The 13,289-nt window shown below is 61.0% G+C and carries 13 protein-coding genes; 8 read left to right on the forward strand and 5 right to left on the reverse strand.

From position 1 onward, the window contains the following. Together MMS95_RS08760 and MMS95_RS08765 are read left to right on the forward strand one after the other, a co-directional pair. The coding region (locus tag MMS95_RS08760) for an autotransporter outer membrane beta-barrel domain-containing protein (RefSeq protein WP_242141575.1) at nucleotides 1–380 on the forward strand (380 nt) is incomplete at its 5' end. A gap of 454 nt (nucleotides 381–834) precedes the next feature. After that, nucleotides 835–1,686, forward strand: coding sequence for a helix-turn-helix domain-containing protein (locus MMS95_RS08765; RefSeq protein WP_021505218.1), 852 nt, complete (start codon nucleotides 835–837; stop codon nucleotides 1,684–1,686). On the opposite strand, the gene MMS95_RS08770 is transcribed toward MMS95_RS08765, so the two are convergent. The 3 genes from MMS95_RS08770 to MMS95_RS08780 form a co-directional block, all read right to left on the reverse strand. Beyond that, nucleotides 1,676–3,460 carry an ATP-binding protein gene (locus MMS95_RS08770; protein WP_242141576.1) on the reverse strand — a complete coding sequence of 595 codons (1,785 nt, stop codon included), beginning with the start codon at nucleotides 3,458–3,460 and terminating at the stop codon, nucleotides 1,676–1,678. The genes MMS95_RS08765 and MMS95_RS08770 overlap by 11 nt on opposite strands. Next, the gene (locus MMS95_RS08775) at nucleotides 3,457–3,951 is read right to left on the reverse strand and encodes a molybdopterin-dependent oxidoreductase (RefSeq protein ID WP_033631849.1); all 495 of its coding nucleotides are present in this window, start codon (nucleotides 3,949–3,951) and stop codon (nucleotides 3,457–3,459) included. The genes MMS95_RS08770 and MMS95_RS08775 overlap by 4 nt, the downstream gene beginning before the upstream one ends. A gap of 162 nt (nucleotides 3,952–4,113) precedes the next feature. Beyond that, nucleotides 4,114–5,463: a PLP-dependent aminotransferase family protein gene (locus MMS95_RS08780; protein WP_242141577.1), complete on the reverse strand. Its 1,350-nt coding sequence runs from the start codon at nucleotides 5,461–5,463 to the stop codon at nucleotides 4,114–4,116. 139 nt (nucleotides 5,464–5,602) lie between these two features. Between MMS95_RS08780 and MMS95_RS08785 the strand changes: the two genes are divergently transcribed. The 3 genes from MMS95_RS08785 to MMS95_RS08795 all read left to right on the forward strand — a co-directional run bounded on the left by MMS95_RS08785 (nucleotide 5,603) and on the right by MMS95_RS08795 (nucleotide 7,703). Continuing rightward, nucleotides 5,603–6,232: a LysE family translocator gene (locus tag MMS95_RS08785; RefSeq protein WP_044030069.1), complete on the forward strand. Its 630-nt coding sequence runs from the start codon at nucleotides 5,603–5,605 to the stop codon at nucleotides 6,230–6,232. Nucleotides 6,233–6,265: 33 nt separating this feature from the next. Further along, complete coding sequence (locus tag MMS95_RS08790) at nucleotides 6,266–7,117, forward strand: PhzF family phenazine biosynthesis protein (protein ID WP_088382003.1); 852 nt, start codon at nucleotides 6,266–6,268, stop codon at nucleotides 7,115–7,117. Between the two features lie 67 nt (nucleotides 7,118–7,184). Continuing rightward, nucleotides 7,185–7,703 carry a DinB family protein gene (locus MMS95_RS08795; RefSeq protein ID WP_074469419.1) on the forward strand — a complete coding sequence of 173 codons (519 nt, stop codon included), beginning with the start codon at nucleotides 7,185–7,187 and terminating at the stop codon, nucleotides 7,701–7,703. Between the two features lie 77 nt (nucleotides 7,704–7,780). On the opposite strand, the gene gorA is transcribed toward MMS95_RS08795, so the two are convergent. Continuing rightward, the gene (gene gorA / locus MMS95_RS08800) at nucleotides 7,781–9,133 is read right to left on the reverse strand and encodes a glutathione-disulfide reductase (RefSeq protein WP_021505213.1); all 1,353 of its coding nucleotides are present in this window, start codon (nucleotides 9,131–9,133) and stop codon (nucleotides 7,781–7,783) included. Between the two features lie 130 nt (nucleotides 9,134–9,263). Then, complete coding sequence (locus tag MMS95_RS08805) at nucleotides 9,264–10,106, reverse strand: 23S rRNA (adenine(2030)-N(6))-methyltransferase RlmJ (protein ID WP_004931012.1); 843 nt, start codon at nucleotides 10,104–10,106, stop codon at nucleotides 9,264–9,266. A gap of 135 nt (nucleotides 10,107–10,241) precedes the next feature. Here MMS95_RS08805 and MMS95_RS08810 point away from each other — a divergent pair, with 135 nt between their 5' ends. The 3 genes from MMS95_RS08810 (at nucleotide 10,242) to prlC (ending at nucleotide 13,284) form a co-directional block, all read left to right on the forward strand. Continuing rightward, complete coding sequence (locus tag MMS95_RS08810) at nucleotides 10,242–10,646, forward strand: ASCH domain-containing protein (protein ID WP_242141578.1); 405 nt, start codon at nucleotides 10,242–10,244, stop codon at nucleotides 10,644–10,646. A 16-nt stretch (nucleotides 10,647–10,662) separates the two neighbouring features. Continuing rightward, on the forward strand, nucleotides 10,663–11,124 hold the full coding sequence (locus tag MMS95_RS08815) for an HIT family protein (protein WP_033631854.1): 462 nt from the start codon (nucleotides 10,663–10,665) through the stop codon (nucleotides 11,122–11,124). A 117-nt stretch (nucleotides 11,125–11,241) separates the two neighbouring features. Next, a complete protein-coding gene (gene prlC / locus MMS95_RS08820; protein ID WP_135638743.1) occupies nucleotides 11,242–13,284 on the forward strand; it encodes an oligopeptidase A in 2,043 nt (680 codons plus the stop codon). The last annotated feature ends 5 nt before the right edge of the window (nucleotides 13,285–13,289 follow it).

Raw genomic sequence — 13,289 nt, forward strand, 5'->3', positions numbered from 1 at the left:
ACAACGGCATCGCGGAAAGCGGCGGCGCAGCGGCGCTGCGCGGCGACAAGCAGCATACCGACGCGACGGTGTCGACGCTGGGGCTGCGCGCGGACACCGCGTGGCAGGTGAGCCCGGGCACGACGGTGGCGCTGCGCAGCGAGCTGGGGTGGCAACACCAGTACGGCGGGCTGGAGCGTGGCACCGGGCTGCGGTTCAACGGCGGCAACGCGCCGTTCGTGGTGGACAGCGTGCCGGTGTCGCGCGACGGCATGGTGCTGAAGGCGGGGGCGGAAGTGGCGGTGAACGAGAACGCCTCGCTGTCGCTGGGCTACGGCGGGCTGCTGTCGCAGAACCATCAGGACAACAGCGTCAACGCCGGTTTCACCTGGCGCTTCTAAGCCAAGCGGTCATTACAAGGGTCAACGGAGCCGGCATGCCGGCTCCGTTTTTATTTGCGGCTGTGGGGTGAGAACGTATGATGGCCGGCTCCAGGGCAATAAAAAACCGGGACCCTGACGGATCCCGGCTTAAAAGTGGGTAAAACAGATTAGCGCTAAAGGCTCAAGCCCCGTTTTGCTTATGCAGTCCAAGCGATGTGAGCATCGTCTCAGTAGCGGCAACGGAACAAATTTTCCCTGGTGTTACTATGGTTATTATTAAAAATCGTGCTGGTGTTATTTTTTATAGTGTATTGCTGTATGTCTCTTTTGATACCATGTTTGACGATACAACATGGTATGTCAAGCAACGTTTTTAACGCATAATTGCATGGGATGCTAGTTTTAGGTGTGGCTTTTTCAGCAGAAATAATCAAAACGACTGATAAATCAGTAAAAAAAATCGAAGGAACAAATGGATAACAATCATCAAAAATTCGATTCACAGTCGATTGCCAATCGGGTCAGGGAGCTGTTTTTACATTACGGGATTGGAAAACGTCAGCATGCCCGCGAACTCAGCCGCATCTTGGATCTGAGTTTTTCACATGCGCACCGCAAATTGAAAGGGCAAAGCCCCTGGACGCTGGAACAGATCAACAGCGTCGCGGCCGCGTTGGGAGAAACGCCGGCGGCGATCGCCGATTTGAGCGCCGAACACGAGACGACCGAGCCAAACATGGCGCGTGATGCCATCTTTTTCGTGGCGGGGGTGGCGATGCCTTGCGTCGGGCACATTGGCGATGAACTTTCTGCCGGGCGGCCGGCGGAGTTTGTGGCGCTGCGTGTGGAGGGGCAATGGCATATCTATCGCGCCGAAGAGGCGCCGGCAGGTCTGCGTTACGGCGTCGAACTGATAGAAATCCGGCCCGGCTACGGCGATGACGAGCGGTTGAGCATCGCGGTATTGGACGATTCGCATCAGGCGGCCGATGAGCTGGCCAAGTACCTCGGCGGCTGCGGTTTCAACGCAGTGGCGTTTTACGATGTCGACAGCTTCTGCCAGGCGTTGCAGCAAAGCCTGTTCGACGGTTACGTGGTGGACTGGCTGATCGGTGAGGAAACGGCGGATCGCTGTATCGCCACCATCCGCGCCTCCGACAACCCGGACGCGCCGGTACTGGTGCTGACCGGCGAACTGGGCACCGACCGACGCGAGTCGGAGATCGCTCAGGCGATGCGCGAGTACGATGTGCTCGGTCCTTATGAAAAACCGGTGCGGCTCCATGTGATCGAAGCCGCACTGCAACGCTGTTTTAATCTTTAGCGGGGAACACCTCGGCCAGTGCGCTCGACAGCGCATCCAGCCGAACCGGTTTCATCAGGTAGTTATCGAACAGGGCGCGCTGATCCGCCGTCAGCTGCTCCGGCGTATAGGCGCTGATGCCGATGATTGGCACATGGCGGTTGGGGCCGCGACGATTGCGCAGCTGCCTGGCCAGGGCGGCGCCGTCGATGCCCGGCATCTGCAGATCCAGCAACAGCGCGTCGTAAGGGCGTCTGAGCAGCTTCTGCAACGCGCGCTCCGGCGAGTCGCACAGTTCGTGCTGGTAGCCCAGTTTGTCCAGCAACGCCGCAAAGGCGTCACCCACCGACTTGTTGTCATCCACCACCAGCACCTGCTGCGGCTTTTGCTGCAGGGGGGCATTGGCGGCGGCGGGCTCGTCGGCGCGCTCTTCTTCACTGATCTGCACCGGAATGCTGACGATAAAGGTGCTGCCCTTCTTGATTTCGCTGTACACCGTGATGGTGCCGTTGAGCAGCGTCACCAGGCCGTGTACGATCGCCAACCCCATCCCCACGCCGGCATATTGCTTGGTATGCGACTGATCCAACTGGGTAAAGGGTTTGAAGATCTGATCGAGCTGGTCTTTTTCGATACCGATGCCGGTGTCGGTCACTTCGATAATCAGCGAACTGCCGCCGGGTTGACGGCGCAGGCAGCTGTGCAGCGTAATGCTGCCGCTTTCGGTGTATTTGTAGGCGTTGGTCAGCAGGTTAACGATAATCTGCCGGATGCGCAGCGGATCGGAGTGCACCAACAGGTGGCTGCACTCCACTTCGCAGCTCAGTTTGACCTGCTCTTTGCGGGTCAGGGTGGCGATTTCATTAGCGGTTTCCGCGATCAGCTTCTGCGCGTCGAACGGCACGATGCGCAATTCCATCATGCCGCTGTCGAGGTGCGCGTAGTCGGTCAGATCCTTCATCTGGCTTTCGATTTGCTGCGCGGCGGTCTCCAGCCGCTGGAAAGTGTCCGCATGCTCCGCCGACACCCGGGTGTTCACCAGCACGTCGATGGCCGACATCACGCTCTGCAATGAGGTGCGCAGCTCGTGGCCGATGGCGCCGAGGAAGGCGTTTTTGGTGCGTGTCGCTTTCTCCGCCTCAATGGCCTTGGCCTGCTGGCGAATGGTCAGCCGCTGCTGGCGGAACACGATCAGGGTGATGGCGATCAGCGCGATCACCGAGAACATGACGATCACCAGCCCATAGAAAATGATGTGCCGTTTCTCGATGTAGTCCTCATAGGCGGCGGTGCGCTGCTTCACCTCGGCGTGGTCGGTCAGGTTGGCCATTTCGATGGCGTAAGGCTTGATGGCCTTCATGGCCGCGAAAACCTGGCTGAAGTCGATTTTCGGGTTATCCAGTAGTTTATCGATGCGATCCATCTGCAGGCGCATCTGCTTGACCACTTCCGGGTAGCCCGGCTCGGCGTACAGCGGTTGCGTGGATTCGGAGACGGTTTCCAGCACGTAAAAGCGCGAATAGAGGATTTCGAACCGCAGCCGCAGGTTGTCGCTGTCCACCTGCGGCGCATGGCTCTGCTGCTCGACGAACGTGTCGAACTCCGCCAGCTTGATGGAGAACTTGGCGATCGACCAGGAGTAATTCTCCTGCGTGCCGGCGATGGCATACAGCCCTTTCTTCGACAGGGTGGCGCTGTAGTAATAGAGCGTGACGGTCGAAGCCACTAAAAACAGCGCGGCAAAGATGGCCGGGATCGCCAGCCTGCTGCCGTTCTTAAAGGTCGTCAGCTTCATTTGATCACGATCCTGTCGACTTGCCAGATAAAGCGTGAATTGTACAACGGCGAGTTCAGTTCAGGCCCGGCGGCGTCGCGCGGGTAAACCAGGAACAGCGGGCCGAAGTTTCTGAGCTTCAGCATTTCCCCGTCCATCTTGTAGGCCAGGATCATGTTGTATTTCTTGACGTCGGACAGCGGCACGTCGATGTAATAATCGTTCAGCGCATAGAAAGTCAGCGTCTCGCCCTTAGCGCCGACGCGCTCCAGGATATCGGCCACCGAAATCCCTTCAAATTTTCTCTGCGGCGTCCAGGAGGTGGAGGTGGTGATGCTGCGCACCGGCATCGCCAACAGCTGCTTATCGGTGAACAGATAGCTTTTTTTGACCGGGTCGGTCACGTTGTCGATCTTGCCCGCCACTTCCAGGGTAAAGCTGAGCGCGCTGCTCTGGGCGATAATCAGGGCCACGCAGGCCATCGCAAGGGTTTTGCATAGTTTGAACAGCATCGGCGTTCTCCAGAGGCGCGGGGAGGTTTGTATCAGTCCCGCTAATTTATCAGGCAGAATAATGGCAGAAAAAGCAGGCGGGTGCGAAGGGAATAGTAAACCGCACAAAAAGAACAGTCCTGGGCCGGTCGGCCTGTACGCGTAACCTTTCTCTTCCGTTTGTCAGCCGTTTCGATGCGCTTTCAACAGCTGCGCCAGCTGCGTCAGGCCTGCCGTTAGCTCGTCCGGCGAGGGGGAACCCAGGCACAGGCGAATGCCCGTCGCACGTTCGTCGCGGTCTACCATCACGGTGTCCGGCGGCGTCACCTTTACGTTGGCCAATGCGGCGGCGGCGGCCACAGACTCGGCGGTTTCGCGCGGCATCGGCAGCCAGACATGATAAGCGTCGGGATGCGATACGCATTCGTCGACATCAAATATCGAGGTGGCCAGATGCACTCTTCGCTGAGCCTCATGACGCAACGCTTGCGGTATCGTCTCGATCGCGCCGCTGGCCAGCCACTCCTCCACCACAGCGCAAGACAGTGGCGAAGGCGCGAAAGGAAGATCTTGCAAGGCTTCTTCCGCCGCAGTTTGCATGCCGGGCGGCAGAGTCAGCATGCCGATCCGCAATCCCGGGCCGAGCGTTTTCGACAGGCCATTGACATGGAACACCCGCTCGGGCGCCAGAGCCGCGAGCGCAGGCGCCGCTGAATGCCCCAGCGCATACATGCCATCCTCGATGATCCAGACATTCGCCCGCCGGCATATCTCGACGATAGCCTGCCTGCGCTCGGCGCTCATGGTGGCGGTTGTCGGATTATGCAGCGTCGGCGTCAGATAGACAGCGGTATGGCCGGAGGAGACACGCTCGAGCGCACTCGCCAGCGCCTGCGGCACTATGCCTTGCGCATCGATCTCCACGCCGATCAGGCGATGGCCTTTACGTCGGGCCAGCGCGATCGCGCCGGGGTAGGTGAGTCTCTCCGTCAGTATCGTGCCGCGTGGCCCGCAGGCCAGGTCAAACGCCAGCGAAATCGCCTGACGGGCATTGCTGGTCAGCGCCAGGTGCGACGGATCGATCGTGACGCCGGCGTTTTCCAGCCAGCGGGTCAACAAACGCCGGTGCTCCAGATGCCCGGTCGGAGGGGAATAGAAGTTCAGATGGTCCGCATCCATTTTCCGCGCAATGCCGGCCAGCGTGCGCGCCAGCAAACGATCGGTAAGCATCGCCGGCGGCGCATTGGATGAAAGATCGATTTCGCGTTTTTCACGGGCGCGGCGGATCGCCACGAACATCCCGCGGCCTTTCACGCTGCGCACCAACCCACGCCGCTCCAGGATGGCATAGGCTTTGGTCACCGTGCCCAGACCGATCGCCAATTGCCAGGCGAGCGTACGGTGGGCCGGCAAACGATCGCCCCCTTGCAGCTTGCCCTCGATAATGTCGTCAGCCAACGCCAACACCAGCCGTTCGACGGTAGTGGCTTCCACATTGGCCAGGCGGGGCTGCCAGGGGGATTGAAGCCGCATATTCGCTCTCCGGAGAAAGAATATAGTGTCACGTGACACTATTTAAATAGGCGAAAAGTGTAACACATACTATGTTGGTGAGGAGTCCCGGCGTTTTCAACTACGGCTCGGCCGTAAGGCGGGTCAGCGGAGTTTTTCCATGATGGTCAGTCAGCTTGCGTTGGTTTACGGCGCCTATCTCCTCGCAACTGCCAGCCCCGGCCCCAGCAACATGGCGATCATGGGCGTGGCGATGCGTGACGGCCGCAGGCCCGCGTTGGTGCTGGCCGCTGGGGTGGTGACCGGATCGCTGTGCTGGGCGATGTTGGCCGCGACCGGCCTTTCCGCCGTGTTGGCCACGTATGCGCAGGCGCTGTGGACCATCAAGATCGTTGGCGGCGTGTATATGCTGTATCTGGCGCTGCGCGCCGGCCGATCCGCATTACGGGCGTCTCCCGTTACGACAGGCATAGCGGCAGGGGATAGCGCGCGATCTTATCAGAGGTTGTATCGGCAGGGCGTGCTGATGCATCTCGGCAATCCCAAGGCCATCATGTCCTGGATGGCGATCATGTCGCTGGGATTGCGGCAAGGCGCGCCTGAGCAGGTTTTACCGGCAATTATTGGCGGTTGCGCGCTGCTCGGCGTGACGATTTTCGGGGGGTATGCCCTGCTGTTCTCAACGTCGCCGATGATCGCGTTTTACACCCGGGTGAGGCGCTGGATTGAAGGAACGCTTGCGCTGCTGTTCGCTTTGGCGGGCCTGGAGCTGTTGATATCGCGGGGGTAATGAACGCCCGGCGTTAACCTGAGGAGAGAAGCGATGGTTTTTGGCATGCAGATGGTGGATGTCTTTGGCGCCGGGCCACTCGCCGGCAATCCGTTGGCGGTGATTACGGGCGCCGGAGCGTTGTCTACGGAGGACATGCAGCGCTTGACACGTTGGTTCAACCTGTCGGAAACGGCCTTTTTACTGCCGCCTATGCACTCACAGGCGGATTACCGGGTGCGAATATTCACGCTGGATCGTGAAATGCCGTTTGCCGGGCACCCGACGCTCGGCAGTTGCCATGCCTGGCTCACTGCGGGCGGTACGCCGCGTAATGACGCGGAGATCATCCAGGAGTGCGGGGCGGGCTTGGTGAGCATTCGCCGCGAGGGCGGACGGCTGTGTTTTGCCGCGCCGCCGTTGATTCGCTCCGGGGCGCCGTCAGAAGCGGCGTTGGCCGACGCGCTGCGGTTTTTGGGGATCGCGCCTGAGGAGGCGCTCGATGCCGCCTGGATCGATAACGGTCCGGGGTGGCTGGGGATCCGGCTGGCCAGCGCCGAGCGGGTGCTTTCCCTGACGCCGGCGAGAAGCTGGCCGCGCAGAGTGGACATTGGCGTCGTCGGCCCACATGCCGATGGTGACGCAGCCTTCGAGGTGCGCGCTTTTTTGAGCGATCACCTTGGCGCTATCGTCGAAGATCCGGTCACCGGCAGCCTCAATGCCTCGCTGGCTCAGTGGCTGTTTGCAAGCGGCGTGGTCAGCGGCGGCTATATCGCCGCTCAGGGCCGCTGCCGTGGGCGCAACGGGCGCGTGCATGTCACCCGCGACGAGAGCGGCCGGATTTGGGTGGGGGGCAATACGCGCACTCAGGTCGAAGGTCGGCTGCATGGGATTGGCACGGCGTAGAACGCGCCGCTGCACCCGCGTGCGGCTGAACGGAATATCGATTTTCATCCGATAAGGAGTGAACAGTATGTCTGCAACGGCCATCGATACCTTGAAAATGTTGGTGCGTTACAAAGCCTGGGCGAATGCCTTGACCTTTGACTGCGTGGCGGCCTTGCCGGAGGGCGAAGCGCTGCGGCCGCGCCCGACCCGTTTCGGCAATATGGTGCATACCTTGAATCACGTGTACGTGGTGGACGATATCTTCAGGCACCATCTGCAAGGCCGCAAGCATGGCTACCTCGCGCGCAACACCGAGCAAACGCCTGCGCTTGACTCTCTGCGGTGTGCGGTGGAGGAAATGGACCGCTGGTATATCGAACAGGTGGACAACTGGTCGCCCGAGGCGCTGGCGCAGGTGGTGCATTTCGAGTTCGTCGGCGGGGGGGAAGGCCGCATGACGCGCCAGGAAATCGTGCTGCATGTCGTCAACCACGCGACCTATCATCGCGGTTTTGTCGGCGATATGCTCTATCAGGTGCCCTTTGCTGCACCGGCGAACGATTTGCCGGTGTTTCTTCGCGATCATTACCGCCGGGCGCCGTGAGGCGAGCGGGATAAATAAAAAAGCCAGACACTTTCGCGCCTGGCCTGTTACGCGCCGGAACCCGGCGAAGTTGCGCCTCAGCGCATGGTGACGAACTCTTCCGCCGCAGTCGGGTGGATCGCCACGGTGTTGTCGAAGTCCTTCTTGGTGGCGCCCATCTTCACCGCCACCGCGAAGCCCTGCAGGATCTCGTCCATGCCGAAGCCGATGCCGTGCAGGCCGACGATTTTCTCTTCTTTACCCGCGCACACCAGCTTCATGCGGCACGGCTGGCGGTGCTGCGTCACGGCGCTGTACATGGCGGTGAAGGAGGATTTGTACACCTTCACGTTGTCCGCGCCGAACTTCTCGATGGCTTCCGGCTCGGTCAGGCCGACGGTGCCGATCGGCGGGTGGCTGAACACCACGGTGGCGATGTTGCTGTAGTCCAGGTGTTCGTCCGGCTTGTTGTTGAACAGGCGCTCGGACAGACGGCGGCCGGCGGCCACGGCGACCGGGGTCAGCTCTACCGCGCCGGTGTTGTCACCCACCGCGTAGATGCCTTTGACGTTGGTGTTCTGGAACTTATCGACGTCGATGTAGCCTTTCTCATTGGTTTTCACCCCGGTAACGCCGAGGTTCAGGTTGTCGGTCGCCGGTTCGCGGCCGATGGCCCAGATCAGGCAGTCGACGGTGAATGCTTTGCCGTTTTCCAGCTGCAGCGTCAGGCTGCCGTCGGCGTTCTTGACGATCGCTTTCGGCACCGATTCGGTGTGCAGGCTCGGCCCTTCGGTGTTCATCACTTCCACCAGGGTTTCGACGATCATCGGATCGAAGCTGCGCAGCGGCGCGTGCTTGCGCACGAACAGGTGCGTTTCCGCGCCCAGCGCGTTCAGCACGCCGGCGATTTCCACGGCGATATAGCCGGCGCCCACCACGGCGACGCGTTTCGGCATGGCGTCCAACTCAAAGAAGCCGTCGGAGTCGATGCCGTATTCGGCACCCGGAATGGCCGGATGGCTCGGGCGGCCGCCGGTGGCGATCAGGATGTGGTCGGCGGTGATGGTCTCGCCGTTCACTTCCACGGTGTGCGCATCCACGAAGCGCGCGAAGCCTTTGATCACGTCGACCTTGTTCTTGCCCAGCACGTTATCGTAGGAGTTGTGGATGCGATCGATATAGGCGGTGCGGTTGGCGACCAACTTTTTCCAGTCGAAGGCGTTGACGGTGGTGTCGAAGCCGTAGTCCGGGCCGTACTGATGGATGGCCTCGGCGATTTGCGCCGCGTGCCACATGACTTTTTTCGGTACACAACCCACGTTTACACAGGTGCCGCCCAGCTCTTTGGCTTCAATCAGCGCACACTTTTGGCCGTACATGGCTGCCCGGTTGATCGATGCGATACCGCCGCTGCCGCCGCCAATTGCTAGATAATCGTAATGTTTCGTCATCTGGGATTTCCATGAGTTGTGAATTTGAAGAGGGTAAGAGTTTAACGCCTGACCGGGGTTTGTCGCAAAGATTGCGTCGATGGCTGCGATAGGCGGACGCAGAGCGCGGCAAACCGCGCCCTGATGGGGATTATTCCGGTACCACCCAGTTCACCAGATGGTGGCCGATGCCCGACGGCACCAGCACCTTGTGCAGCCACGGCAGCACGTTCTTCATCTGCTGTTCCAGCTTCCACGGCGGGTTGATGACGATCATGCCGGAGGCGGTCATGCCGCGCTGATCGCTGTCGGGTTTCACCGCCAGTTCGATCTGCAGAATGCGGCGAATGCCGGTGGCTTCCAGATCGCGCAGCATGCGTTTGATCTGCTGGCGCATCACCACCGGGTACCACAGCGCGTAAGTGCCGGTGGCGAAACGCTTGTAGCCTTCCTGAATGCCTTTGACCACGTCCTGGTAATCGGTCTTCATTTCATACGGCGGGTCCATCAGGATCAGGCCGCGGCGCGACAGGGGCGGCAGCTGGGATTTCAGCTGCTGATAGCCGTCGGCGCGCTGCACTTTGGCGCGCTCGTCTTTCTGGAATTCGCTGCGCAGCAGCGGGTAGTCGCTCGGGTGCAGCTCGGTCAGGTGAATTTTATCCTGCGGGCGCAGCAGCTGGCGGGCGATCAGCGGCGAGCCGGGATAGTAGCGCAGCGTGCCGGAACGGTTGAAGTTGTGCACCACGCTCATGTAGGCCGCCAGCTCTTCCGGCAGATCGTCGCGTTGCCACAGCAAACCGATGCCTTCCAGGTATTCGCCGGTGCGCTCGGCGTGTTCGCCGCTGAGCTGATAACGACCCGCGCCCGAGTGGGTATCCAGATACAGGAACGGCTTCTCTTTTTCCTTCAGCGACTCGATGATCAGGCTCTGAACGGTGTGCTTGAGCACGTCGGCGTGGTTGCCGGCGTGGAAACTGTGGCGATAACTTAACATGACGGGTGGCGGTTCCTTGTGCTCCGCAGGCGGAGCATTCAATGCAATAAGGCTTATAATCTGCACAGTATAAACTGTCTGGCCGGGAAAAACCGGACTCCGTTGCCGCAGACGTTAACAGAAAGGGACAGGACGATGAGCAAACAGGCGATTTTGGCGAATTACCCCGACGCGGCGCGCTGGGCGTTCGGCGACGGCCCCGCGTTAGCCGACGAACTGCTGGGATTGGTGCTGAGCGGGGATAAAACCGCCACCTGCAGTTCCTATGCGAGCTATCGTCGGGAACAAACCCCGCGGATCGGCGATTACAGCATCGTTCTCGATGGCCGCGGCGAACCGGCCTGCGTGATCAGAACCCTGGCGCTGCGCCTGGTGCGCTACGATCGGGTGACCGCCGAGATGGCGGCCAAAGAGGGTGAAGGCGACAAAAGCCTGGCGTTTTGGCGCCAGGGGCATCAGGCGTTCTTTACCCGCGAGGGGAGCTTTGCGCCGGACATGTGGCTGGTGTTCGAAGAGTTCGAACGGGTTGAAACGCTGTGAATCACAAGGAGAAAGGATGAGCTGCATTTTTTGCGACATCGTGGCGGGCAAGGCGCCATGCCATAAAATCTGGGAAGACGACGACCATCTGGCGTTCCTGTCCATCTTTCCCAACACCGACGGTTTCAGCGTGGTGATCCCCAAGGCGCACCACCCGAGCTACGCCTTTGACCTGCCGGACGAGGTGCTGAGCGCGTTGATGCTGGCGACCAAGCGGGTGGCGAAGCAGCTGGATCGCGCGTTCGACGACGTCGGCCGCTGCGGCATGGTGTTCGAGGGCTACGGCGTCGACCATGTGCATGCCAAACTGATCCCGCTGCACGGCACCGCATCGCTGGAACAGTGGCGGCCGATCGAATCGACCTCGCCGAAGTTTTTCGAACGTTATGAGGGCTATATCTCCTCCCACGATGCGGCGCGCGCCGACGACCAACAGCTGGCGGCGCTGGCCGCCCGCATCCGCCAAAGCGCCATTTAAGGCACGAACGATCAACGCCGGGCATTGATTTTCCTGCTGTCTGGCTCCATGTTAGAGATTCATACGCATTTTAAGGCTCGCCCGTGCGGCGGGCCCAACGCTAATCAGGACTGCCCTATGACAAATCCGCTGCTGACCCCGTTTTCCCTGCCGCCTTTCTCGGCGATCCGCCCTGAAGATATCGTGCCAGCGGTGCAATCCGCGCTGGCGGACTGCCGCGCCGCGGTAGAGCGCGTGGTCGCGCAGCCGGGCCCGTTCACCTGGGACAATCTGTGTCAGCCGTTGGCGGAGTCGGACGATCGCCTGTCGCGCATCTGGTCGCCGATCGGGCACCTGAACTCGGTGAAAAACAGCCCGGAGCTGCGCACCGCCTATGAGCAGGCGTTGCCGCTGCTGTCCGAGTACGGCACCTGGGTCGGCCAGCACGAAGGGCTGTACCAGGCCTACCGCAGCCTGAAAGAGGGCGCGGCGTTCGAGGCGCTGAGCGTGCCGCAGCGCAAGGCGGTGGACAACGCGCTGCGCGATTTCGAACTGTCGGGCATCGGCCTGTCGGCGGATAAACAGCAGCGCTACGGCGAGATCGTCGCGCGCCTGTCCGAACTGGGTTCCACCTACAGCAATAACGTGCTCGACGCCACCATGGGCTGGAGCAAACTGATTACCGACGAAGCCGAGCTGAGCGGCCTGCCGGAAAGCGCCCTGGCACAGGCGCAGGCGATGGCGCAGGCCAAAGAGCAAGACGGCTGGTTGCTGACGCTGGACATGCCGAGCTACCTGCCGGTGCTGACCTACGCCGACAACCGCGCGCTGCGCGAAGAGATGTACCGCGCCTTCGCCACTCGCGCCTCCGATCAGGGGCCGAACGCCGGCAAATGGGACAATAGCGAAGTGATGGCGGAAACGCTGGCGCTGCGCCACGAGCTGGCTCAGCTGCTGGGCTTCGATACCTACGCCGACAAGTCGCTGGCGACCAAAATGGCGGAGAGCCCGGAGCAGGTGATCGGCTTCCTGAGCGATCTGGCCAAGCGCGCCCGCCCGCAGGCCGAGCAAGAGCTGGCGCAGCTGCGCGCCTTCGCCAAACAGCACTATGGCGTGGACGAGCTCGAAGCCTGGGATATCACCTATTACGGCGAAAAACAGAAGCAGCATCTGTTCTCCATCAGCGACGAGCAGCTGCGCCCGTACTTCCCGGAGCAGCGGGTGGTGGAAGGGCTGTTCGAAGTGGTGAAACGCATCTACGGCATCACAGCCAAAGAGCGTAAAGACGTCGAGACCTGGCATCCGGACGTGCGCTTCTTCGATCTGTTCGCCGCCGACGGCGAGCTGCGCGGCAGTTTCTACCTCGATCTGTACGCCCGCGAAAACAAACGCGGCGGCGCCTGGATGGACGACTGTGTCGGCAGCCTGCGCAAGGCCGACGGCACGCTGCAAAAACCGGTCGCTTACCTGACCTGCAACTTCAACCGTCCGCTGGGCGATCAGCCGGCGCTGTTCACCCATAACGAAGTGACCACGCTGTTCCACGAATTCGGCCACGGTCTGCATCACATGCTGACGCAGATCGATACCGCCGGCGTCTCCGGCATCAACGGGGTGCCGTGGGATGCAGTCGAGCTGCCGAGCCAGTTTATGGAAAACTGGTGCTGGGAGCCGGAAGCGCTGGCGTTTATCTCCGGCCACTATCAGAGCGGCGAGCCGCTGCCGAAGGAAATGCTCGACAAGCTGCTGGCGGCCAAGAATTACCAGGCGGCGCTGTTTATCCTGCGCCAGCTGGAGTTCGGCCTGTTCGATTTCCGCATGCACTTCGAATACAGCCCGGAGAAAGGGGCGCAGATCCTGCCGACGCTGGCGGAAGTGAAGAAAATGGTGGCGGTGGTGCCTTCGCCGAGCTGGGGCCGTTTCCCGCACGCCTTCAGCCACATCTTCGCCGGCGGCTACGCGGCAGGTTACTACAGCTACCTGTGGGCGGAAGTGCTGTCGGCCGACGCCTACTCGCGCTTCGAAGAAGAGGGGATTTTCAACGCCGAGACCGGCAAATCCTTCCTCGACAACATCCTGTCGCGCGGCGGTTCGGAAGAGCCGATGGCGCTGTTCAAACGCTTCCGTGGCCGCGAGCCGCAGCTGGATGCTATGCTGCGCCATTACGGCATTAAAGGATAACCCGA

Source organism: Serratia sp. PGPR-27, from assembly GCF_022678525.1.
Classification (GTDB): domain Bacteria; phylum Pseudomonadota; class Gammaproteobacteria; order Enterobacterales; family Enterobacteriaceae; genus Serratia; species Serratia nematodiphila.

Coding starts and splice junctions, on each gene's coding strand:
- MMS95_RS08765 (WP_021505218.1), top strand. CDS start 835: ATGGATAACAATCATCAAAAATTCGATTCACAGTCGATTGCCAATCGG.
- MMS95_RS08770 (WP_242141576.1), bottom strand. CDS start 3,460: ATGAAGCTGACGACCTTTAAGAACGGCAGCAGGCTGGCGATCCCGGCC.
- MMS95_RS08775 (WP_033631849.1), bottom strand. CDS start 3,951: ATGCTGTTCAAACTATGCAAAACCCTTGCGATGGCCTGCGTGGCCCTG.
- MMS95_RS08780 (WP_242141577.1), bottom strand. CDS start 5,463: ATGCGGCTTCAATCCCCCTGGCAGCCCCGCCTGGCCAATGTGGAAGCC.
- MMS95_RS08785 (WP_044030069.1), top strand. CDS start 5,603: ATGATGGTCAGTCAGCTTGCGTTGGTTTACGGCGCCTATCTCCTCGCA.
- MMS95_RS08790 (WP_088382003.1), top strand. CDS start 6,266: ATGGTTTTTGGCATGCAGATGGTGGATGTCTTTGGCGCCGGGCCACTC.
- MMS95_RS08795 (WP_074469419.1), top strand. CDS start 7,185: ATGTCTGCAACGGCCATCGATACCTTGAAAATGTTGGTGCGTTACAAA.
- gorA (WP_021505213.1), bottom strand. CDS start 9,133: ATGACGAAACATTACGATTATCTAGCAATTGGCGGCGGCAGCGGCGGT.
- MMS95_RS08805 (WP_004931012.1), bottom strand. CDS start 10,106: ATGTTAAGTTATCGCCACAGTTTCCACGCCGGCAACCACGCCGACGTG.
- MMS95_RS08810 (WP_242141578.1), top strand. CDS start 10,242: ATGAGCAAACAGGCGATTTTGGCGAATTACCCCGACGCGGCGCGCTGG.
- MMS95_RS08815 (WP_033631854.1), top strand. CDS start 10,663: ATGAGCTGCATTTTTTGCGACATCGTGGCGGGCAAGGCGCCATGCCAT.
- prlC (WP_135638743.1), top strand. CDS start 11,242: ATGACAAATCCGCTGCTGACCCCGTTTTCCCTGCCGCCTTTCTCGGCG.